The organism is Rhodococcus sp. NPDC059179, from assembly GCF_042754885.1.
In the GTDB taxonomy this organism is placed as follows: domain Bacteria; phylum Actinomycetota; class Actinomycetes; order Mycobacteriales; family Mycobacteriaceae; genus Rhodococcus_G.
In genome coordinates, this window is the sequence record NZ_JBHZBV010000002.1 from 553510 (window position 1) to 574259 (window position 20750).

The window sequence follows — 20750 nt, forward strand, 5'->3', positions numbered from 1 at the left end:
AGAAGGCACGCCCCATGGTGCCTCATCACCCGACTCCCGCGCCGGAGTTCGCCCTGGCGATTAGGGTTGCGCCATGACTGAATCGACTCACTCGCGGTCATCTGACGACAGCCAGGGCAGCGGCCGACGCGGGTTCGGCATCGACGTCGGCGGGAGCGGCGTCAAGGGCGGCCTGGTCGACCTGGAGACCGGTGACCTGATCGGCGAGCGGATCAAGATCGGGACCCCGCAGCCGTCCACCCCCGACGCCATCGCGGGCACCGTCGCGGAGATCGTCGCGCGGGCCGGATGGGACGGCGCTGTCGGACTCACGCTGCCCGCCGTGGTCACGGGCGGGGTGGCCAGGACGGCGGCCAACATCGACAAGTCCTGGATCGGAACGGACGCGGCCACCCTGTTCGGGCAGGCCCTCGGCGGCCGCCCCGTGACCGTGCTCAACGACGCCGACGCGGCGGGGGTGGCGGAGGACACCTACGGCGCGGGCAAGGACGTCGACGGTGTGGTCGTGCTGTTGACCTTCGGCACCGGGATCGGATCGGCGATCCTGCACCGCGGGGTATTGCTGCCCAACACCGAGTTCGGGCACATGGAGGTCGACGGCAAGGAGGCCGAACACCGCGCCGCATCCTCGGTGAAGGAGACCAAGGGCCTGTCCTACAAACACTGGTCGGCGGAGGTTTCGCGGGTACTCACCAGGTTCGAGGATTTGCTGTGGCCCGACCTGTTCATCGCGGGCGGCGGCATCAGCCGCAAGGGCGAGAAATGGATCCCGCTGCTGACCAATCGCACCCCCGTCGTGCCCGCCGCGCTGCTGAACACGGCGGGCATCGTTGGCGCCGCACTCGCCGCGCAGACCAGCATCGCGTCGTAACCCCCGTGGCGATAGTTACAATGGAGAGGTCCGGCTCGAAGCCGGCCGAACTCAACTGACCTCTCCGCCGGAATTCCCCTCTGGCGTGACGCCGCACGACACCGTCACGAAAGGGCGTACGTGGCCGCCTCCGATACAAGTCAGACCGCCGAACCGAGCACCGAATCGGCGTCCGCCGCGGCGACCAACGGCACCGCCCCCGCGAAGAAGGTCGCGGCGAAGAAGGCTCCTGCCAAGAAGGCCGCGGCTAAGAAGGCCCCTGCCAAGAAGGCCGCCGCCAAGGCTCCCGCCAAGAAGGCTGCCGCAAAGAAGTCCCCCGCCAAGAAGGCGACGAGCAAGGCCGACCCCGGCTCCGAGCTCGAAGACGCACCCGACGAGGCCGACATCGCCGACCTCGAGGTACCGGAAGGTGACCTGACCGACGAGGTGGTCGAGGTCGTCGCCGTCGGCGAGGACGAAGAAGAGACCAAGGACGAGGAGCCGTCCGAGAAGGACAAGGCATCCGGCGACTTCGTCTGGGACGAGGAGGAGTCAGAGGCGCTCCGGCAGGCACGCAAGGACGCCGAGCTCACCGCCTCCGCCGACTCGGTCCGCGCGTACCTCAAGCAGATCGGCAAGGTCGCCCTCCTCAACGCTGAGGAAGAGGTCGAGCTGGCCAAGCGCATCGAGGCCGGCCTGTACGCGGTGCAGCTGATGGCCGAGCACGCCGAGAAGGGCGAGAAGCTCCCCGTCGCGCAGCGCCGCGACATGAACTGGATCTGCCGCGACGGAAACCGCGCGAAGAACCACCTGCTCGAGGCCAACCTGCGACTGGTCGTCTCGCTGGCCAAGCGCTACACCGGCCGCGGCATGGCGTTCCTCGACCTGATCCAGGAGGGCAACCTCGGTCTGATCCGCGCGGTCGAGAAGTTCGACTACACCAAGGGCTACAAGTTCTCCACGTACGCCACCTGGTGGATCCGTCAGGCCATCACCCGCGCCATGGCCGACCAGGCCCGCACCATCCGTATCCCGGTGCACATGGTCGAGGTCATCAACAAGCTCGGCCGCATCCAGCGCGAACTGCTCCAGGACCTGGGCCGCGAGCCCACCCCTGAGGAGCTCGCCAAGGAAATGGACATCACGCCGGAGAAGGTGCTGGAGATCCAGCAGTACGCGCGTGAGCCGATCTCCCTCGATCAGACGATCGGTGATGAGGGCGACAGCCAGCTCGGCGACTTCATCGAGGACTCCGAGGCCGTGGTGGCCGTCGACGCGGTGTCGTTCACCCTGCTGCAGGATCAGCTGCAGTCCGTGCTGGAGACCCTGTCCGAGCGCGAGGCGGGCGTGGTCCGACTGCGTTTCGGCCTGACCGACGGACAGCCCCGCACCCTCGACGAGATCGGTCAGGTGTACGGCGTCACGCGCGAGCGGATCCGTCAGATCGAGTCGAAGACGATGTCGAAGCTGCGCCACCCGTCGCGTTCCCAGGTGCTGCGCGACTACCTGGACTAGAAAGCTCCGATGTGAGAGCAATGACGACCCCCCATCGCCCGAGTACGGCGACGGGGGGTCGTTGTCTATCCGGAGGTGATCCGAGATGACGAACGAGCACACGGCGGTTTTCGGCGACGCGCGGGAGATCGCCGAACGCATTGCGGCGATGCCCGATCGGGTGCTGCGCGCGCTCACGGTCGCCAAGGACCGCTGCCCGCATGGCAGGCCGAGGTTGCAGATCTTCCACAACCTCTACAACCCGGAACTCGGCATCGGCCGGTACCTGTTCGTCCCCGCCGACGGAACCGAGCCGCACTGGGTCGACTCGCTCGACGGCGCGGTGATGCTGCGCTGCCCGTGCTGCCCGGACGAGGTCGCGAACATCAGCGACGTCGTCGAGAGGTTCCGCAGCGCGCGGCACAAGCGGTGATCGCGGCGGACCGTCAGGTCGTGAGGTACGGGTCGCTCGGAGCCCGCTCTGGCCCGCCCGACGGTTTCTGCGGGCGCCGCAGGACACCGACGAGCGGCTCGACCACCCGCGCCGCCACCGGACCGAGGATCGCCATCAAGAGCACGTAGGCCGTCGCAAGCGCCGCGAGCTCACCCTCGACGGCGCCCGCCGCCACCGCGAGCCCGGCAATGACGATCGAGAACTCGCCGCGGGCGACCAGCGCCGCACCCGCCCTCGCCCGGCCCATCGGGGCGACGCCCTGCCTTCGGGCCGCCCACCACCCCGTGGCGACCTTGGTGGCGGTCGTCATGACGGCCAGCACGATGGCCCAGCCGAGGACCGGCGGAATGGTGCCCGGATCGGTGTTGAGGCCGAACACCACGAAGAACATCGCCGCGAACAGGTCCCGCAGCGGCTCGAGCACCTTGGCAGCGTTGCGGGCGGTCGACCCCGAGATCGCGATGCCGAGCAGGAATGCCCCCACCGCCGCCGACACCTGCATGGCCGAGGCGATCCCGGCCACCAGGAGCGCGGCGCCCAGCAGCTTGAGGAGGAACACCTCCTTGTCCTTGCTGTCGACGATCGCGGACACGTAATGGCCGTAGCGCAGCGCGATCACCAGCACCAGGGTCACCACGCACAGCGAGATCGCCAGCGCCTGCACGCCGCCGAAGAATCCGACGCCTGCCAGGATCGCGGTCAGGATCGGCAGGTAGATGGCCATCGTCAGGTCCTCGAACACGAGGATCGCGAGCACGACGGGCGTCTCGCGGTTGCCGAGCCGACCGAGGTCGCCGAGGATCTTCGCGATGATGCCGGACGACGAGATGTACGTGACACCGCCCATCACGAGGGCGCCGACCGGACCCCACCCGAGCATCAGCGCGACCACCGCGCCGGGAACGGCGTTGAGCACGATGTCCAGCACGCCCGCCATCCACGACTTCCGCAGGCCCGTGACCAGCTCGTCGGCGGTGTACTCGAGGCCGAGCAGCAAAAGCAGCAGAACCACGCCGATCTCGCTCGCCAGGTGACCGAAGTCGTCGATACCGTCGAGCGTGAAGAACCCGCCCTCGCCGAAACAGAGCCCGCCGACCAGGTACAGCGGGATCGGTGACATCCCGACCCGGCCCGCGAGACGTCCGAGAACCCCCAAGAGGAAGAACACCGCGCCGAGCTGGATCAGCGCGAGCGCGGTGCTAGTCATGACACCCTCGAACGACTCGGCTCATCCGTGGTGCAGGATCTTGGCCGCACCGTCGAGCCCGTCGGAGGTACCCACGGCGACCAGCAGGTCACCCTCGGTGAGGTTGAAATCCGGGTTCGGCGACGGGTACACCTGTCCGGCCCGCATCACCGCGACCACCGAGACGCCGGTTCGCGTTCGCATCGCCGTCTCCCCCAGCGTCCTGCCGTCGAACGGCGAATCCTCGGTGATCGGCAGTTGCCTGGTGTTGATCCCCGGCAGGTCGCGGTGCTCTTCTCGCAGCTGCGACACCAGCTGCGGTGCGCCGAGCAGATTGCCCAGTACCGCGGCCTCCTCGTCGGTCAGCGGCACCGACGCGGCGCAGGCATCGGGATCGTCCTTCTTGGAGACGATCAGGTCCGTCCCACCGTCCCGATGGGTGACCACACCGATGCGCCTGCCCGTCGAGAGCTCGAAGTCCTTCCGGATGCCGATCCCGGGAAGAGGGGTCACTTCCACGTTCATGTCTCAACGGTAGCGCTGCGCGCGGGTTTCGACCCGCAACGCGCGAAAGTGCACCGTCAGCGCTCGGGCGGCCCGAACACGCCGTCCGGCCCGGGCAGGTAGGCGCGCACCTCGGCGACCGCCGCGACCGGCAGCGGCCCGTACAGGTGCGGGAACCGCATCGACTCCGGGTCCGTCGGCACGCCGGGTTCCCAGCGGACCTCGGCGCCGAACCTCTCCGGTTCCAGGTACAGCAGCACGAGGTCGGTGCGACCGGCGAACAGTCGGTTGGCAGGCAGGTGCACCTGCTCGGTGGTCGACAGGTGAACGAACCCGTCGGCGCCGAAGGTCTCGGGCAGCCGCTCCCCCGAGCGCTGCGCCTGCTGCCACTGCTCGGCGGTGCAGATGTGAACCAAGGTCTTGTCCGGAACAGTCACCCCCGCAGGCTATCCGGACCGTCCTGGAAGTGATCTCCATCACTGACGTCCCCCATGTTCCCTGTTAGTGAAACCACAAAGAAACGCCGACGGGAACAACTCCTGAAGCCCAAACGTCTGACAGAGTGGATCCACCGCGCCATCCCGGTGCGGCGGACCAGGCCCCAGGCAACCCGGCTTCGGCCGAACGCCAGTACGGAGGAGTCATGCCCGGAACACTGACCAGCCCCCCATTGACCGCTGCCGACCGGTGCGACCGGTGTGGTGCGGGAGCCCGCGTCCGCGCGGTCCTCTCAACAGGCGGAGAGCTTCTCTTCTGCCAGCACCACGCCAACGAGCACGACGATCGACTCCGCGCGATGAACGCCACCATCGTCTCCGATGCCGTACTCGACGAGGCGACGATCTAGGCCGTCAGCAACACCGGGCGCCCGTTCGGGGCACCCCAGTCACAGACAGAGCCCGCACCTGAAAGGTGCGGGCTCTGTCTCGTTCTCACCACTGTCTCGTTCTCACCACTGCCGCAGCATCGCGATCCGCTCGGTGAGCTGCTCGACCGTCGCGATCGCGGTCGGCGGGCCGCCACACACCCGGCGCAGCTCGCCGTGAATCCATCCGTGCGGCTTGCCGGTTCGGTGGTGCTGCATCGCGACCAGCCCGTTGAGTTCCTTGCGCAGTTCGGCCAGCTTGTTCGCGGACGACACCCGGTCGGCCACCGCGGCAGGCGCCCGGACCGGCTCGGCCTCACGGGAGGCCTTGTCCAATTGGCCTGCCTGACGTTCGCGCAGCAGCGCTCGCATCTGGTCCGCGTCGAGCAGCCCGGGCAGGCCCAGGTAGTCCGCCTCCTCGTCGCTGCCCGCGAACGTCGCCGTACCGAATGAGGATCCGTCGTAGATCACCTGATCGAGCTCGGCGTCGGCGCCGAGCGAGGTGAACGCCTTCTCCTCCTCGCCCGGTTCGTCCTTCTGCTTGTTCGCGTCGACCAGCAGCTCGTCGTCGAGCCCGTCCTTCTCACGGTGCGGCTTGCCGAGCACGTGATCGCGCTGCACCTCGAGCTGGCTGGCGAGGTCGAGCAGCACCGGCACCGAGGGCACGAAGACGCTCGCCGTCTCCCCCTTCGCGCGCATACGCACGAATCGGCCGATGGCCTGCGCGAAGTACAGCGGCGTCGAGGCACTGGTGGCGTACACGCCGACCGCCAGGCGCGGCACGTCGACGCCCTCGGACACCATCCGAACCGCGATCATCCACGGATCGGTGTTGCCGCTGAACTCGGCGATCCGCTTCGAGGCGGACGGATCGTCGGAGAGCACGACGGTCGGCGCCCGCCCGGTCAGCGACTCCAGGATCTTCGCGTAGGCACGGGCGACGGTCTGATCGGTGGCGATGACGAGTCCGCCTGCGTCGGGCATGCCGCCGGCCCGCAGCTGCTGGAGCCGGGTGTTCGCGGCGGCGAGGACCGCGGGGATCCAGTCGCCGTTCGGGTCGAGCGCGGTCCGCCATGCCCGCGCGGTCTGTTCGGCGGACAGCGGCTCGCCGAGGCGCGCGGCGAATTCCTCGCCTGCGCTGTTCCTCCACCGGGCCTCGCCCGAGTAGGCCAGGAACACCACGGGCCGCACGACGCCGTCGGCGAGCGCGTCGGAGTAGCCGTAGGCGTGATCCGCCTTGGACCGCAGCAGGCCCTCGTGGTCGGGCTCGTACTGGATGAACGGGATGGCGCTGTCGTCGCTGCGGAACGGGGTCCCGGTCAGCGCGAGCCTGCGGGTGGCCGGGTCGTACGCCTCGCGGATCGCCTCGCCCCAACTCTTGGCGTCGCCACCGTGGTGGATCTCGTCGAGAATCACCAGGGTGCGCCGGTTCTCGGTGCGCACCCGGTGCCGGGCGGGATGCGAGGCCACCTGGGCGTAGGTCACCACGACGCCGTGATAGTCGGCGGAGGTCTGGCCGGTGGAGTTCGAGAAGTTCGAGTCAAGCGCGATGCCCAACCGCGCCGCGGACTCGGCCCACTGATGCTTGAGGTGCTCGGTCGGGGCGACCACCGTCACCTGGTCGACGGTGCGGTCGCCGAGCAGTTCCGCGGCGACGCGCAGCGCGAAGGTGGTCTTGCCTGCGCCCGGGGTCGCGACCGCGAGAAAGTCCTGCGGCTTCGTGGCCAGGTACTTGGTCAGCGCGCGACGCTGCCACGCTCGGAGGGTGGCGACGGGTGCGGGTGGTGTCGATTCGGTACTACCCGTGAGCACTGTCGCTGCCGCTCCTTCTGTGCTGCGTCCGTGATGCGATCGTTCGCCGTGATTCGATCCTGGAGGAGCCTAACCCCGACGACCGACGTTCCCCACATCTCCGACGGCAGCGCGTCGCGGACCGACGCGGCGATGTCGCGGACCGGACGCGATCTCTGGTAGCGGCAGATTTCCCCCGACACGAGGGACCTCAATGCGGGGTGACTCGGCAACGTCGGGAATGCTGGAACCATCATGGACGAGCCGATCATCGGAGAGCGCGGCGGCGACCAGCCCGCCGCGCCAGCCGTCGCGCCGCCCTCGGGGTTTCATCCGCTCCGCCGCGCCTGGCAGGTCATCGCGAGGACATCGAGGAAGGCGTGGGGCGACTCGATCTTCGGCAAGGCCGCAACCGCCGCGTTCTGGCAGACCCTGTCGCTGCCTCCCCTGCTGCTCGGACTGCTCGGCAGCATCGGCTACATCGGTGGCTGGTTCGGCCCGGACACCGTCGACATCATCGAGTCGAAGATCATCACCTTCAGCCGCACGGCCTTCAGCGAGAGCGTCGTCGATCAGCTCATCAGCCCGACGGTCAGTGACGTCCTCGGCCGGGGAAGGCCGGAGATCGTCTCGGCCGGCTTCCTGCTGTCGCTGTGGGCGGGATCCTCGGCGATCTCCACCTTCGTCGACTCGATCGTCGAGGCGCACGGCCAGAAGGACGTCCGGCATCCCGTCTGGCAACGGATCTTCGCACTGCTGCTCTATGTGATGTTTCTCATCGTCGCGGTGTTCGTGCTGCCGCTCGTCGCGCTGGGGCCGACCCTGATCGGGCGGGCGCTACCGCAATCCTGGTACGCGTTCGGATCGCAGGCGGTGGACACCTTCTACTACCCGGCCGTTGGCCTGCTCCTGATCATCGGCCTGACCACCCTGTACAAGGTGGCGCTGGCCAAGTCGCTGCCCTGGCACCGACTGCTCTTCGGATCGCTGCTGGCAGGCGTCTTCTTCATGGGGGCGAGCACCGTCCTGCGCTGGTACCTCTCCTGGATCACGGAGACCGGGTACACGTACGGCGCGCTGGCGGCGCCGATCGCCTTCCTGCTGTTCACGTTCTTCCTCGGCTTCGCGGTCGTCCTCGGCGCCGAGTTCAACGCGACCATCCAGGAGTTCTGGCCCGCGCGGGCGACCCGGATGGAGCAGATGCGGGAGTGGCTGGCCGCGCAGGCCGCGGCGGCCGCTCGGGCGCCCGACGGCGCTCCCGTCGGGCCCGTCACGAATCTGACCAGGCGGTTGGCGACCGGTCCGATGCGGATCACCGGACCGGATCGGGGCAGGCACGAGGCCGCCGAGGAGCCTGCCGACGAGACCGCGGTCGACCTGCGGCCGGTCGCGACGGCTCAGTCGCCCGCGCGCAACCCGTCGTAGATCTTCTTGCATTCCGGGCACACCGGCGAACCGGGCTTGGCCGACTTCGTCACCGGGAAGACCTCGCCACACAGCGCGACGACGTGCGTCCCCATCACCGCGCTCTCGGCGATCTTGTTCTTCTTCACGTAGTGGAAGAACTTGGGGCGGTCGTCATCGGTGGATTCGTCGGTTGTGGTGTCGGGACGTTCCTTGGTCTGAGTGCTCACCTGTCCATGATGACGCACGCCCGCCCACCGGGCGAGCCCCCGGGTGATGCAATCGGCGGCCGAGAGTGGGAAGGTTGATGCATGGCATCGAGTTCGGATTTCGACCGCGCGAAGAGCGACGACGACGCGTCGGGGAACCCGGTTCTCATCACCGATGCGGCCCAGTCGTTCTACGACGAGCAGCACGCCCGGGTCCGCAAGTACACGATCCTGATGGCGATCCGGATCCCCGCGCTGGTGCTGGCCGCGCTGGCATACAGCGAATGGGCCAACCCCTGGATCAGCCTGGCGATCATCGGCGTCTCCGTCCCGTTGCCGTGGATCGCGGTGCTCGTCGCGAACGATCGCCCGCCGCGCAAGTCCGACGAGCCCCGCCGCTACGACCACCAGACCCCGACGCCGCCCGCGATCGAATCCCGGCAGCACCCCACCATCGAAGGCTGACAAACTGGGGCGGTGAACCGAGAACTGCTCTCCGCCTGCGGCCCGCTCCGCGAGGCCCTGCACCGCACCGAGTACACCGCCGATGCCCTGCTGGAGATGCTCGGCGCCGACGCGCACGATGCGCTCGGCCGCCACGAGCCCGTCCCGGTTCGGCGGGCCAGCAGGACCGCGGGCGATCTCGGGGTTCTGACCAGGCTGTTCCTGCTCGGCGACCCGTGCCAGGCGGCGGAGGTCGCGCAGGCGCTGCGCCCGCTCGACCTCGACCGGGCAGTCGCCGTCGGACTCCTCGAGCGCGCGGGCGACGAGGTTCGCGCAGCTCTCGACCTGAGGCCGTTGGACCTCGGGGCGGGCAACCGGTGGGTGCTGTCCGACCTGGACGGCAGCATGGGGCCGCGGACCACGGCGCCCGACCACGTACTCGGCGTGGGGCACGCGTCCCTGTCGCTGCTGCGGGCCACCCCGATCACCCCGACCGGATCGGTGCTGGACCTGGGTACCGGCTGCGGCATCCAGGCCCTGCACGCGGCCGGGTACGCGCGCTCGGTCACGGCCACCGACATCAACCTGCGCGCCCTCGACCTGTCGGCGGCGACCTTCGCGCTCAACGAGATCGACGTCGAGCTGCTCGGGGGCCCGTGGTTCGAGCCGGTCGACGGCCGCCGCTTCGACCGGGTCGTCGCCAACCCGCCGTTCGTCGTCGGCCGCGGGCGGGTCGAGCACACCTACCGCGACTCCGGACTCGACCTCGACGGCGCCAGCGAGCTGATGATCTCGACCGTGCTCGACCACCTCGAGCCGGGCGGCACCGCATCGATGCTGGCGTCCTGGGTGCACGTGCGCGGCGAGGACTGGCGGTCCCGGATCGCGTCCTGGTTGCCCGGGCACGGCGTCGACGCCTGGATCGTGCAGCGCGACGTGGCCGATCCCGCGCTGTACGTGGGCACCTGGATGCGCGACGGCGGCCTCGACCCGCGCGACCCGGCGACCGCGGCGCAGGCCGAGGCCTGGCTGTCCCATTTCGAGGCCGCCGACGTCGAGGGCGTGGGCTTCGGCTTCGTGTACCTACGCCGCACCGACGAGCCAAGCGACGTCCTCGCCGAGGACCTGCGGCACGGTTTCTCCGATCCGCTCGGCGGCGAGGCGCTCGGCTACTTCGACCGGCTGGCGTGGCTGCGCGAGCGCGACGTGCTCGAGCAGCGCTTCATGCTCGAGCCCACGACCGCCCTCGAACGAGTGTCGCTGCCGGGCGACGAGGGCTGGCAGCAGGTGGTGGCGCGGGTGCACCGCGGTAGCGGACCGAACTGGCAGCACGAGGTGGACGATCTGACCGCCGCGCTGCTCGGCGGAATGCGGCCGGACTCGATGGCGTTGAACGAGCTGCTCGAACTGCTGGCGGCCGCGAACGGCGAGGACCCCGACGAACTGGCCGCCGCCGCCGTCCCGCTGGTGCACTCGCTGGTGCGGCACGGGATGGTGCTGCCCGCCGAGTTCCCGGGGTAGTTCCCCAGGCTCATCTTCTCAGCAACTTCTCAGGACCACCTCCTCGAAAACGCAGGTCAGACGCGATTCCGTGGATCACACCCGGGAACTTTGCACGGTGTCGCGGCGTTGAGCCTTATGAGACACCACCGATGAGGAGGCAGGTCATGACGAGCCCCACCACCACCCGCTTGCGGCCCAGCGCCGAGGATCTGGACGCCCAGAGCCCCGCTGCGGACCTCGTTCGCGTCTATCTGAACGGGATCGGACGCACCGCGCTGCTGACCGCCGCGGATGAGGTCGAGCTGGCCAAGCGGATCGAGGCGGGTCTGTACGCCACGCACGTGCTCGAGACCGGCAAGCGGCTGACCGCCGCGAAGAAGCGCGACCTCGCCACCGTCGTCCGGGAGGGCCAGTCGGCGCGCAGTCACCTGCTCGAGGCGAACCTGCGGCTCGTGGTGTCGCTGGCCAAGCGGTACACCGGGCGCGGGATGCCCCTGCTGGACCTGATCCAGGAGGGCAACCTGGGCCTGATCCGCGCCATGGAGAAGTTCGACTACGCCAAGGGCTTCAAGTTCTCCACCTATGCGACCTGGTGGATCCGCCAGGCCATCACCCGCGGCATGGCCGACCAGAGCCGCACGATCCGGCTGCCAGTGCACCTCGTGGAGCAGGTCAACAAGCTGGCCAGGATCAAGCGCGAGCTGCATCAGCAGCTCGGCCGCGAGGCCACCGACGAGGAGCTCTCGAGCGAATCGGGCATCGCGGTCGCCAAGATCGCCGACCTGCTCGACCACAGCCGCGACCCGGTCAGCCTCGACATGCCGGTCGGCAGCGACGAGGAGGCGCCGCTCGGCGACTTCATCGAGGACGCGGAGGCCACCTCCGCCGAGAGCGCGGTGATCGCCGGGCTGCTGCACAGCGACATCCGGTCCGTCCTCGGCACGCTCGACGAGCGCGAGCAGCAGGTGATCCGGCTGCGCTACGGCCTCGACGACGGCCAGCCCCGCACCCTCGACCAGATCGGCAAGTTCTTCGGGCTCTCCCGCGAGCGCGTCCGGCAGATCGAGCGTGAGGTGATGGGCAAGCTCCGCGAGGGTGACCGCGCCGAGCGGCTGCGCTCGTACGCGAGCTGACACCCCCACGAACCGGTGGACCGCGGACGCCCCCCTGTCCGCGGTCCATCTGGCGCGCCGGTCGATCCGCCAGGCTTCTCCCCCCCTCAGGAGCCGGATCGGCCGGCGCGACTGTGTCGCTACCGCAGCCTGCGCGGACCCAGATCGGCCCGGCTCGGTTCGGGCCCGATCCGCACCCGCGTGTCGGTGATCGCGGCCCCCGTCTCGCTGGCCAGCACCGGCTCGCAGACCAGTTCCCTGACCTCGGGCAGGTCGTCGCCGAGCGCGGAGATCCGCTGCACCAGGTCCACCAGGGCGGCCTTGTCGACCGGGACCGCGCTCCGGTAGCCGGACAGCAGTGGGGCGGCCTTCGGGGCGTCGATCAGTTCGGTCGCCTCGTCCTCGGTCAGCGGCAGCACCCGATAGGCACGGTCGCCGAGCAGATCCGAGATCACCCCCGCCAGCCCGAACGAGATCAGCGAACCGAAGGACGGGTCGTCCTGTACCCCGACCACACAGCCGATGCCCTTGTCCGCCATCTTCTGCACGTGCAGTAGCGGTTCCGCTGACGCCGCGGCGAGCGCCCGATAGGCGTCCCGCACCGCGTCCGGGGTACTCACGTCCAGCCGCACCCCGCTGAGGTCCGGACGGTGACGCCACCCTTCGCGGGTCGCCTTGACGGCGACAGGAAAGCCCAGTGCCTGCGCCGCCGCGACCGCCTCGTCCTCGGACCGCGCTGGCGTGAACTCCACCACCCGCAGGCCGTAGCAGGCGAGCAGCTGCGCGGCCTCGAAGTCCGTCAGCCAGCGCCCCTCGCCCTCGCCGAGCCACGACTCCACCAGCGTGGCCGCGCGTTCGGACTCGATGCCGTCCGGGCGCACCACCTTCGAGGCGGGCCTGGTCTTCCACTGGGCGTACCGCCAGGCCCGCGACAGCGCCAGGGCCGCCCGCTCGGGCCCCGGATACGAGGGAACCGATCCCCGGACGGGATGCCCGTCCTCGCCGCGGACCGCGAGCACGTCCGGAATGCCCTCCGCGGCAAGGAATGTCGTCACGATCGGCTTGCTGGTGTCTCGGGCCGCGTCGCGCAGCGCCTTCGCGTAGGGCTCGACGTCCACGCTCACCGGCGGCACGAACACCGCGATGACCGCGTCCACGTCGGCCGAGTCCAGCGCCGAGCTCACCGCGCCCGCGAATTCCGCGGGAGTGGACTGCGCGGCCAGGTCGACGGGCTTCGCGGGCTCGAGCCCCTCGCCCCGGGCCGCGCCCGCGGCCAGCACGCCGAGCGCCGACGAATTGCCGACGACCGCGACCCGTGGCCCCGCAGGCAGCGGTTGGTAACCGAACAGCACCGCACAGTCGAAGAGTTGGGCGATCGACCCGACCTGCACCACTCCCGCCTGCTCGAACAGTGCTGACACGACGGAGTCGTCGATCTCCACCCCGTTCGCCGCGAGCGCCTCCGGCACGGCGTGCCTGCCGGACTTCACCGCCACGATCGGCTTGTTCCGGCCGACCCGGCGCGCGATCCGGGAGAACTTGCGCGGGTTGCCGAAGCTCTCCAGGTAGAGCAACACCACATCGGTCTCGGGGTCCGAGTCCCAGTACTGCAGCAGGTCATTGCCGGAGACGTCGGCGCGGTTGCCCGCCGAGACGAACGTGGAGAGCCCGAGCTGACGTCGCGCTGCCTCGTGGAGGATCGCGATGCCCAACGCACCGGACTGGCAGAAGAAGCCGACCCGGCCCGGCGGCGGCAGCGCGGGCGCGAGAGTGGCGTTGAGCCGAACCGCGGCGTTGGTGTTCGCGACGCCGAGAGCGTTGGGACCGACCAGCCGCATTCCGTGCGCCCGAGCGGCGTGCACCAGCCGTCGCTCGGACTGGCGGCCGTCCGGGCCCGCGTCGCTGAACCCGCTGGACACCACGACCAGCGCCTTGACGCCCTTCGCCAGGCAGTCGTCGAGGACGGCGTCGATGGCCTCGGCAGGCACCGCCACCACCGCGAGGTCCACATCGTCGGGAATGTCGTGCACGCTCGGGTAGGCCCGGACACCGCGTACGGACCGGTTCTCGGCGTTGACCGGGTACACCGGTCCGGTGAACCCGGCGCCGAGCAGGTTGCGCAGGACCGCGTTGCCGACCTTCGCCGCGTCGGTGGACGCGCCGATCAGGGCGACCGACTGTGGGCTGAGCAGGTTTCGGACGCTGCGCGCTTCTGCGGCCCGCTCGCGAGAATTGCGAACCGCCACAAGAGTTTCGGTCGGGTCGATGGCGAACTCGAGCCGGAGCACTCCGCCCTCGTAGGTCCTGCTGACCTGGTACCCGGCCTCACGGAAGACGGTGACCATGTTCCGGTTCTCGGCGAGCACCTCCGCCACGAACATGGTCAGGCCGTTCTCAGCCGCGGCCGCGGCCAGGTGCTCGAGCAGGATAGGCCCGAACCCGCGCCCCTGATGCGCGTCGGCGACCACGAACGCGACCTCAGCGGACCGGCCGTCGCCGACGTCGAGCAGCCTCTCGTACCGGCCGACCGCGATGATCTCGTCGCCGAGCACGGCCACGAACGCGACCCGATCCTTGTGGTCGACGGTGGTGAACCGCTTGAGGTCGCGCGGCGACATCGTCGGGTACGGGCCGAAATAGCGCAGATATCGGGTTCGCTCGGACAGCTTGGCGTGGAACGCGATCAACCGATCGGCGTCATCCGGCGCGATCGGCCGCAGGGCCGCGACGCCGCCGTCGGTCAGCAGCACGTCCGCCAGCCAGTGCTTCGGGAACGGCGCCTGCGGCGCGGCGTCGGTCTGGCCGGCACCGGCGTCAGTCACGGGGATCCTCCGGGTCCAGGCCGAGCAGCGGGAAGGCCGCCCGGCGGGTGGCGGCGATCGCCGAATCCACCCGGACGAGAGCGCGGTCCATCGACTCGACACCGGTCTCCGGCGTGCCCCCAGGTCCGTCCCACGACAGGTACGTCGCCTCGCCGCCGTCGCCCATGGTCTCGGGCAACTCGACGCTCGGCGCGAGCGCGGCCGCGCGAGCGCGCCAGGATTGCGGGACCGCCAGTGCGGGGTCGATGTCGCGGTCCAGGGCCGCGGCGATCAGGTGCGTCCAGGCCCGCGGGACCACCCGCACCAGCCCGTAGCCGCCGCCACCGACGGCGAGCCAGCGACCCTCCGCGTACCGATCCGCGAGCTGACGCATCGCCAGGAACGCCGCCCGCTGCCCGTCGACGGTGAGCGCGAGGTCCGCCAGCGGGTCCTCCCTGTGACTGTCCACCCCGCACTGGCTGATCACGATCTGGGGCTTGAACGCCGCCAGCGCCGCGGGCACCACCGCATGAAAACCCCTCAGCCACACCGAATCCACGGTGCCGGGCAGCACCGGCAGATTGATCGTCGCACCCTCGGCCGCCCCCGACCCGACCTCGCTCGACCATCCGGTGTTCGGCCAGAGCGTTGCCGGGTGCTGATGAATGGACACGGTCAGGACCCGGGGATCACCGAGGAAGGCGTGCTGGACGCCATCGCCGTGATGGGCGTCCACGTCGATGTACGCGATGCGGTCGAAACCGTTGTCGAGCAACCAGGAGATCGCGATCGCCGCGTCGTTGTAGACACAGAATCCAGAGGCCCAGTCGGACATCGCGTGATGCATGCCGCCGCCGATGCTCACGGCGCGGCGGGCCCGGCCCGCCGCGATCTCCTTCGCCGCGGTGAGTGTTCCTCCCGCGAGAATCGCGCTGGCCTCGTGCATCCGGGGAAAGATCGGGTTGTCCTCGGTGCCCAGTCCGTGCGGGGCCACCTCGCCGTCCGCGCGAGCGTCCGCGAGTCCCTGCAGCGGTCCGGCACCCGCCGCCTTGACCGCGGCGACGTAAGCGGGCGTGTGGATCCGCAGCAGATCCGCGTCGGTCGCCGCCTCGGGCCGGACCAGTTCGGCGCCCTCGATCAGCCCGATGCTCCGCGCGAGGTTCATCGTCAGCTCGAGTCGGGTCGGGTTCATCGGGTGGTCTTCACTCCACCGGTAGCCGAGGTAGTCCGGACTCCAGACGACGGCCCGGTCCGAATTCGGGTGCGCACGCCCCACCTGGGGGCTGGAGATCGCGGCCATGAGAGCCACGCTACTTGCGCTGCTGGGGAAGAGGCGAGCGGCGGGTGGTGTTGAGCCGGAGAGAGTGCAACATCGATTCCCGCATGCGTGCCGGTAGAATCGGCCGTAGACGAAGGGGCGTGCGCGTGAAGGATCTTGTCGACACGACGGAGATGTACCTCCGTACCATCTACGACCTTGAAGAGGAAGGCGTGGTGCCGCTGCGGGCACGAATTGCCGAGCGGCTGGAGCAGAGCGGTCCCACGGTGAGCCAGACGGTCGCCAGGATGGAGCGCGACGGTCTCCTACTGGTGGCCGGTGACCGCCATCTCGAGCTCACCGACAAGGGTCGCGGACTCGCGATCTCGGTGATGCGCAAGCACCGGCTCGCCGAGCGACTGCTCGTCGACGTGATCGGACTCGACTGGGATCAGGTGCACGCCGAGGCGTGCCGCTGGGAGCATGTGATGAGCGAGGAGGTCGAGCGCCGTCTGGTCGAGGTGCTCAACAACCCCACCACCTCGCCCTATGGCAACCCGATTCCGGGGCTGGCCGAGCTCGGCCTGACCCGCCCGGCGGACAACGGCGAGACACTGATCCGGCTGACCGATGTGCCGCATGGAAAGCCCACCGCCGTGGTGGTGCGCAGACTCGCCGAGCACGTGCAGTCCGACCCCGAGGTGATCGGCCGGTTGCGGGAGGCGGGTGTCGTCCCCGATGCGCGCGTGACGGTGGAGACCAAGCCGGGTTCGGTGACGATCACCGTGCCGGGTCACGAGGGTTTCGACCTGTCCGAGGAAATGGCCCACGCAGTCCAGGTCAAGCAGGTCTAGCGGCGTGCGACTCCTGGTCACCGGTGGCGCCGGCTATGTCGGCAGCGTGTGCGCCACGGTCCTGCTCGAACGCGGCCACGAAGTGGTCGTCGTCGACGATCTCTCGACCGGCAACGCGGACGCGGTTCCGGAGGGCGCCGAGTTCGTCGAGGGCGACATCGCCCGGGTCGCGAGCTCGGTTCTCGGCGACGGCGCGGCCGCGCCGCGCTTCGACGGCGTGCTGCACTTCGCGGCGCAGTCGCTGGTCGGCGAGTCCGTCGTCGCGCCCGAAAAGTACTGGCGCGGAAACGTGGTCACCACGATCGAGCTCCTCGAGGCGATCCGGATCTCGCGGACACCGCGCCTGGTCTTCTCCTCGACGGCGGCGACCTACGGCGAGCCGGATCGGTCCCCCATCACGGAGACCGATCCGACCAGACCGACGAACCCGTACGGCGCGACGAAGCTGGCGATCGACCACGCGATCACCTCCTACGCCAACGCCTACGGCCTCGCCGCGACCAGCCTGCGCTACTTCAACGTGGCGGGCGCGTACCGCGGCGCGGGCGAGAACCGGGTTGTGGAAACACATCTCATCCCGCTGGTGTTGCAGGTCGCCCTCGGGCAGCGAGACAAGATCTCGGTTTTCGGCACCGACTGGCCAACCCAGGACGGCACCGCGGTCCGCGACTACATCCACGTTCTGGACCTCGCCGAGGCGCACCTGCTGGCACTGGAGGCCGCGACCGCGGGAACCCACAGCATCTACAACCTCGGCAGCGGGGCCGGATTCAGTGTCCGCGAGGTGATCTCGGCCTGCAGGCGGGTCACCGGGCTGCCGATCAACGCGGAGGACGCGCCGCGCCGCGCAGGCGATCCGGCGGTGCTGATCGCCTCCAGCGAGCGGGCCATCGCCGAGCTCGGTTGGCGGCCCGAGCACACTGACCTCGACGAGATCGTGTCTGACGCCTGGATCTTCCTGCAGGAGCTCGGCGACCGCTCACACGCGGCGACCCGTTCCTGATCGAGCCTTTCCGAAAAGGGTCCCTGGCGGCGTGCCGCATGTCATGCTGCACGCCGTCAGCGGAGCGTATCGCCCTCGGCGGCGCACCGTCCCTCTTCCGGCAAAGGCATCACCATGGCGTTGTCTCCCGCGCTGCGCAGACGCGCGGCCACGCGAGCCGTCCTCGCGTTCCCGCTCGCGACGCTGCTCCTTCTGGGCCCGGCCCCCGGCGCCGTAGCCGCGCCCACCGGCTCGTCCGGCTCGTCGAGCGGGTCGCTTGCCGGCAGCGGGCTCGCACAGGCCGCGGACCCGGACTGGATGGGACGGGTTCCCGACGGGACGAGCCTGGCCGACCTGTCCCTTCCCGGTACCCACGACACCATGGCCGTCGACGCGACGATCGTGTCGGAAACCCAGGACAGCGCGCTGCCCGTGCAACTGCACGCGGGCATCCGGGCGCTCGACATCAGGACCCGGCACTTCAGGGACGCCTTCCCGATCCACCACGGGCCCGAGTACCTGAACGCCAATTTCACCGACGTGGTCCGCGACACCACCGGCTTCCTCCGCGACAACCCCACCGAGACCGTGCTGATGCGGATTCAGAGCGAGCACACCGAGGCCGAGAACACCCGGTCCTTCGAGGAGACCCTCGACTGGTACATCCACGGCAATCCCGACACCCGGGATCTGCTGCGCGAGCACCTGTGGGTCCCACCCGCCGGCAACGACGGGCGCATTCCCACCCTGGGCGAGACCAGGGGCAAGGTCGTGATCCTGCAGAACTTCGCCGCCTCCGTCGTCTACGGCCCGCAGTGGGGTGGTGCCAGGACGGACATCCAGGACTTCTACAGGATCGCCGGTCTCGCCGAGGTGCCACTCAAATGGGACAGGGCGCGTGCCCATTTCGAACGGACCGACCAGGGTTCGCCGGGCACCCTGTACGTGAACCACCTCAGCGCCACCGGGGTCCCCGATCCGGGCGCGATCGCGCAGGGCGCGCTGCCCATCACGATCGCGCAGGGCGCGCCCGGCGTCACCGGGATGAACCAGCGGGCGCTGGACTACCTGCGGGCGGGCAACGTCGACCGCACCGGCACCGTGATGACCGACTTTCCCACGGCGGAACTGGTGGCGGAGATCATCGCGCACAACTTCCGCTGAGCTGAGATCAGGCGGCGCTCCACGCTGCTCGAGATTCAACGACTTCAGCAGTGCCTTCGTCGCGAAGCGCAACGGACCAAGGGGTGCTCGCTACGAGCCATTGGTACAGACGCCCTGCCGCTCCGGTGTCTGCAGGGTCGAACACGAAAATCGAGACTCTGTACCCGTCCTGCTCATCGTCCACGACGTTCGCGGTCGCATTCGAGCCGAGGTCGACGCGGGTTACTCCCTTGTCGGTCTCTGACCACAGGACAGTCGGTGCGGACGACACGATCGCTTCCACGGCGGAACGCTCTGCGTCGACGCAAAGCTCTGCGGCATTCATCGCGACCTCCTGTAGGGCTCATCCTTTCGTGGGAACACCCACACCTCGTAGACGAAAGTGTACCGCTCGAAGAACGCGCTGATCTGGGCATTTACCTCGGCGATGGGTAGGGGCGTCCTGGCGAGATCGAGCACCACCCGCTCACCCTGACCGCACGCACTCCGCAGGATGTCAGTGATCGTCGACTTGCCGCTTCCCGAGGGGGACTTCAGTTCCCAGCGGACGCCGTCGATCTTCACATCCGGGGTCCGCCCTCGCCCTGTCGCAGGGACGAAGGCCACCGCGTGCCCCAGTGCGGCCGCGCGCTCAGCGGTCTCGAGTTCATGCTGTTTGATGCCGCCCGGCACCGCCGAGCGGTCGACCGATCCTGCCCGACCCTCAACCACCGTCGACCGGCGGCGGCATCCGCACCCCGATCTTCGCGGCCTCGTCGAATCCGGTGAAGGCGAGCTTCGAGATGGCGTCCGGCCGGACACCGGTCTGCAGCGCGGAATCGAGCATGCCCGCCAGCCGGTGCTGCGGATCCGCCTCGAGCGCCGCCACGAGGGCCACCCCCGCCATCGGCCCGTCACCGCGGGCGTACGCGCTGTAGCCGAGTAGGGTCGCGGGCTCGGCCCGCTCCGGGTCGGGCAGCGCCCGGGTCAACAGGATCCACAGCTGCTCGGCCGCATCGGCGTCGGCGCTCACTGCGAGCGAGAGCAGCGCGTCCCGCACCGTCGAATTCGACAGCGCCCGGGCCAGGTCCGCGATCTCCTGCCCGTGCGGCGGCTCCCCCGACGCCAGCTCCGCGATCCAGGTGAGCACCAACTCCAGGGAGTCGCGCGCGCCGACGCGACGCACAGGCCCATCGCGAAGCAGTGCCACGAGACGGGCGCGTTCCCGGTCGGGATGCGGGGCGACGATCGCCTCCAGCTCCTCGCGGGAAGACCGGATCGCCCGGCCGCCCAGCACCTGCGCGACCGCGACGCTGGACGACGCGGGATCCGGGAGAAGTCCGCGCCGACGGTCCCCGAACAGACCGCACCACGGCCGTCCCTCGGCGATCTCGGGGACCACGTGCGCGCCCATCAGGTCGACGCCGTAGTCGCTCAGGTGCAGATCGAGCACGTCGATCACGGCGTTGTACATGCCGATCGCCTGCGCCTCGTCGACGACAACCGCAATGACCGCGTCGATGTCCTCCCGCGCGCAGACCAGGGACATCCGTTCGATGGCCTCCCGGTCGACGGGGCCGACGGCGCCGTCCGGCAGGTCGTGTCGCATGACCGCCCGCACCATGGACGGCCCGTCGCCGCCGTCGAGACAGACGAGGACGAGTGAGCGTGCGGGCCGAAAGCCCAACATTGCCGGAATCGCCGCGATGAGGTCGCCGGGGTCGGAGATCCGCACCGGGCCGACGTCGGGCAGCACCATCGGATTGCGGCGCTCGGGCTGTTCGGGATGCATGGTTGCCATGCCCAGGACCATGCCCCGCACCGCCGTCGGGGCCGCCGTCGCGACCTGCGGATTTGCCGAACCTGTGGATGAATTCCCGGCTATCCACAGCCTCG

The 20750-nt window shown here is 69.6% G+C and carries 21 protein-coding genes; 11 read left to right on the top strand and 10 right to left on the bottom strand.

Annotation, left to right across the window (positions count from 1 at the left end):
* Positions 1-73: 73 nt before the first annotated feature.
* From ppgK to ACFXMV_RS07565, 3 genes are all read left to right on the top strand, one after another.
* Entirely contained in the window at positions 74-871 is a 798-nt protein-coding gene (ppgK, locus tag ACFXMV_RS07555) for a polyphosphate--glucose phosphotransferase (protein WP_378502823.1), read from the top strand.
* Between the two features lie 72 nt (positions 872-943).
* Positions 944-2365 (top strand): RNA polymerase sigma factor, encoded by a 1422-nt coding sequence (locus tag ACFXMV_RS07560; protein WP_378500787.1) that lies wholly within the window; start codon positions 944-946, stop codon positions 2363-2365.
* Positions 2366-2450: 85 nt separating this feature from the next.
* Positions 2451-2777: a hypothetical protein gene (locus ACFXMV_RS07565; RefSeq protein ID WP_378502824.1), complete on the top strand. Its 327-nt coding sequence runs from the start codon at positions 2451-2453 to the stop codon at positions 2775-2777.
* Positions 2778-2790: 13 nt separating this feature from the next.
* On the opposite strand, the gene ACFXMV_RS07570 is transcribed toward ACFXMV_RS07565, so the two are convergent.
* From ACFXMV_RS07570 to ACFXMV_RS07580, 3 genes are read right to left on the bottom strand one after another with little or no spacing between them, the layout of a single operon-like run.
* Positions 2791-4005 carry a cation:proton antiporter gene (locus ACFXMV_RS07570; protein WP_378500783.1) on the bottom strand — a complete coding sequence of 405 codons (1215 nt, stop codon included), beginning with the start codon at positions 4003-4005 and terminating at the stop codon, positions 2791-2793.
* A gap of 21 nt (positions 4006-4026) precedes the next feature.
* On the bottom strand, positions 4027-4509 hold the full coding sequence (locus ACFXMV_RS07575) for a cation:proton antiporter regulatory subunit (RefSeq protein WP_077041413.1): 483 nt from the start codon (positions 4507-4509) through the stop codon (positions 4027-4029).
* Positions 4510-4565: 56 nt separating this feature from the next.
* Complete coding sequence (locus ACFXMV_RS07580; protein WP_378501637.1) at positions 4566-4925, bottom strand: DUF952 domain-containing protein; 360 nt, start codon at positions 4923-4925, stop codon at positions 4566-4568.
* 206 nt (positions 4926-5131) lie between these two features.
* On the opposite strand from ACFXMV_RS07580, the gene ACFXMV_RS07585 reads away from it, so the two are divergent.
* The gene (locus ACFXMV_RS07585) at positions 5132-5335 is read left to right on the top strand and encodes a hypothetical protein (protein ID WP_378501636.1); all 204 of its coding nucleotides are present in this window, start codon (positions 5132-5134) and stop codon (positions 5333-5335) included.
* Positions 5336-5437: 102 nt separating this feature from the next.
* Here the strand turns inward: ACFXMV_RS07585 and ACFXMV_RS07590 are convergent, their stop codons facing one another.
* Positions 5438-7165 carry a DEAD/DEAH box helicase gene (locus ACFXMV_RS07590; protein ID WP_378501635.1) on the bottom strand — a complete coding sequence of 576 codons (1728 nt, stop codon included), beginning with the start codon at positions 7163-7165 and terminating at the stop codon, positions 5438-5440.
* A 234-nt stretch (positions 7166-7399) separates the two neighbouring features.
* Here ACFXMV_RS07590 and ACFXMV_RS07595 point away from each other — a divergent pair, with 234 nt between their 5' ends.
* The gene (locus ACFXMV_RS07595; RefSeq protein ID WP_378502825.1) at positions 7400-8569 is read left to right on the top strand and encodes a YihY/virulence factor BrkB family protein; all 1170 of its coding nucleotides are present in this window, start codon (positions 7400-7402) and stop codon (positions 8567-8569) included.
* Here ACFXMV_RS07595 and ACFXMV_RS07600 read toward each other — a convergent pair.
* Positions 8542-8778, bottom strand: a complete 237-nt coding sequence (locus ACFXMV_RS07600; protein WP_077041408.1) for a DUF3039 domain-containing protein — start codon at positions 8776-8778, stop codon at positions 8542-8544. The two genes, ACFXMV_RS07595 and ACFXMV_RS07600, sit on opposite strands and share 28 nt — an antisense overlap.
* Before the next feature lie 81 nt (positions 8779-8859).
* Here ACFXMV_RS07600 and ACFXMV_RS07605 point away from each other — a divergent pair, with 81 nt between their 5' ends.
* From ACFXMV_RS07605 to ACFXMV_RS07615, 3 genes are all read left to right on the top strand, one after another.
* Positions 8860-9222, top strand: coding sequence for a DUF3099 domain-containing protein (locus ACFXMV_RS07605; RefSeq protein WP_378501846.1), 363 nt, complete (start codon positions 8860-8862; stop codon positions 9220-9222).
* 12 nt (positions 9223-9234) lie between these two features.
* On the top strand, positions 9235-10722 hold the full coding sequence (locus ACFXMV_RS07610) for a methyltransferase (protein WP_378501845.1): 1488 nt from the start codon (positions 9235-9237) through the stop codon (positions 10720-10722).
* Positions 10723-10868: 146 nt separating this feature from the next.
* A complete protein-coding gene (locus ACFXMV_RS07615) occupies positions 10869-11837 on the top strand; it encodes a sigma-70 family RNA polymerase sigma factor (RefSeq protein WP_378501844.1) in 969 nt (322 codons plus the stop codon).
* Between the two features lie 119 nt (positions 11838-11956).
* On the opposite strand, the gene ACFXMV_RS07620 is transcribed toward ACFXMV_RS07615, so the two are convergent.
* Positions 11957-14638, bottom strand: a complete 2682-nt coding sequence (locus ACFXMV_RS07620; RefSeq protein ID WP_378499291.1) for a GNAT family N-acetyltransferase — start codon at positions 14636-14638, stop codon at positions 11957-11959.
* On the bottom strand, positions 14631-15917 hold the full coding sequence (locus ACFXMV_RS07625) for an acetoin utilization protein AcuC (RefSeq protein WP_378499290.1): 1287 nt from the start codon (positions 15915-15917) through the stop codon (positions 14631-14633). The genes ACFXMV_RS07620 and ACFXMV_RS07625 overlap by 8 nt, the downstream gene beginning before the upstream one ends.
* Before the next feature lie 125 nt (positions 15918-16042).
* On the opposite strand from ACFXMV_RS07625, the gene ACFXMV_RS07630 reads away from it, so the two are divergent.
* The 3 genes from ACFXMV_RS07630 (at position 16043) to ACFXMV_RS07640 (ending at position 18875) form a co-directional block, all read left to right on the top strand.
* Complete coding sequence (locus ACFXMV_RS07630) at positions 16043-16729, top strand: iron dependent repressor, metal binding and dimerization domain protein (protein ID WP_378499289.1); 687 nt, start codon at positions 16043-16045, stop codon at positions 16727-16729.
* Between the two features lie 4 nt (positions 16730-16733).
* Positions 16734-17732: a UDP-glucose 4-epimerase GalE gene (gene galE, locus ACFXMV_RS07635; protein ID WP_378499288.1), complete on the top strand. Its 999-nt coding sequence runs from the start codon at positions 16734-16736 to the stop codon at positions 17730-17732.
* A 114-nt stretch (positions 17733-17846) separates the two neighbouring features.
* Complete coding sequence (locus tag ACFXMV_RS07640) at positions 17847-18875, top strand: phosphatidylinositol-specific phospholipase C (protein WP_378499287.1); 1029 nt, start codon at positions 17847-17849, stop codon at positions 18873-18875.
* A gap of 7 nt (positions 18876-18882) precedes the next feature.
* Here the strand turns inward: ACFXMV_RS07640 and ACFXMV_RS07645 are convergent, their stop codons facing one another.
* The 3 genes from ACFXMV_RS07645 to ACFXMV_RS07655 are packed head-to-tail and all read right to left on the bottom strand — an operon-like array spanning position 18883 to position 20655.
* On the bottom strand, positions 18883-19200 hold the full coding sequence (locus tag ACFXMV_RS07645; RefSeq protein WP_378499286.1) for a hypothetical protein: 318 nt from the start codon (positions 19198-19200) through the stop codon (positions 18883-18885).
* Positions 19197-19547 (bottom strand): hypothetical protein, encoded by a 351-nt coding sequence (locus ACFXMV_RS07650; protein WP_378499285.1) that lies wholly within the window; start codon positions 19545-19547, stop codon positions 19197-19199. The genes ACFXMV_RS07645 and ACFXMV_RS07650 overlap by 4 nt, the downstream gene beginning before the upstream one ends.
* Positions 19548-19578: 31 nt before the next feature.
* The gene (locus tag ACFXMV_RS07655; RefSeq protein WP_378499284.1) at positions 19579-20655 is read right to left on the bottom strand and encodes a DUF4192 domain-containing protein; all 1077 of its coding nucleotides are present in this window, start codon (positions 20653-20655) and stop codon (positions 19579-19581) included.
* Positions 20656-20750: the final 95 nt, after the last annotated feature.

What these genes read in the sequence shown, in the direction of transcription:
- ACFXMV_RS07595 (WP_378502825.1), top strand. Translation starts at nt 7,400, where the DNA reads ATGGACGAGCCGATCATCGGAGAGCGCGGCGGCGACCAGCCCGCCGCG.
- ACFXMV_RS07615 (WP_378501844.1), top strand. Translation starts at nt 10,869, where the DNA reads ATGACGAGCCCCACCACCACCCGCTTGCGGCCCAGCGCCGAGGATCTG.
- ACFXMV_RS07570 (WP_378500783.1), bottom strand. Translation starts at nt 4,005, where the DNA reads ATGACTAGCACCGCGCTCGCGCTGATCCAGCTCGGCGCGGTGTTCTTC.
- ACFXMV_RS07575 (WP_077041413.1), bottom strand. Translation starts at nt 4,509, where the DNA reads ATGAACGTGGAAGTGACCCCTCTTCCCGGGATCGGCATCCGGAAGGAC.
- ppgK (WP_378502823.1), top strand. Translation starts at nt 74, where the DNA reads ATGACTGAATCGACTCACTCGCGGTCATCTGACGACAGCCAGGGCAGC.
- ACFXMV_RS07625 (WP_378499290.1), bottom strand. Translation starts at nt 15,917, where the DNA reads ATGGCCGCGATCTCCAGCCCCCAGGTGGGGCGTGCGCACCCGAATTCG.
- ACFXMV_RS07605 (WP_378501846.1), top strand. Translation starts at nt 8,860, where the DNA reads ATGGCATCGAGTTCGGATTTCGACCGCGCGAAGAGCGACGACGACGCG.
- ACFXMV_RS07585 (WP_378501636.1), top strand. Translation starts at nt 5,132, where the DNA reads ATGCCCGGAACACTGACCAGCCCCCCATTGACCGCTGCCGACCGGTGC.
- ACFXMV_RS07565 (WP_378502824.1), top strand. Translation starts at nt 2,451, where the DNA reads ATGACGAACGAGCACACGGCGGTTTTCGGCGACGCGCGGGAGATCGCC.
- ACFXMV_RS07655 (WP_378499284.1), bottom strand. Translation starts at nt 20,655, where the DNA reads ATGGCAACCATGCATCCCGAACAGCCCGAGCGCCGCAATCCGATGGTG.
- ACFXMV_RS07640 (WP_378499287.1), top strand. Translation starts at nt 17,847, where the DNA reads ATGGCGTTGTCTCCCGCGCTGCGCAGACGCGCGGCCACGCGAGCCGTC.
- ACFXMV_RS07645 (WP_378499286.1), bottom strand. Translation starts at nt 19,200, where the DNA reads ATGAATGCCGCAGAGCTTTGCGTCGACGCAGAGCGTTCCGCCGTGGAA.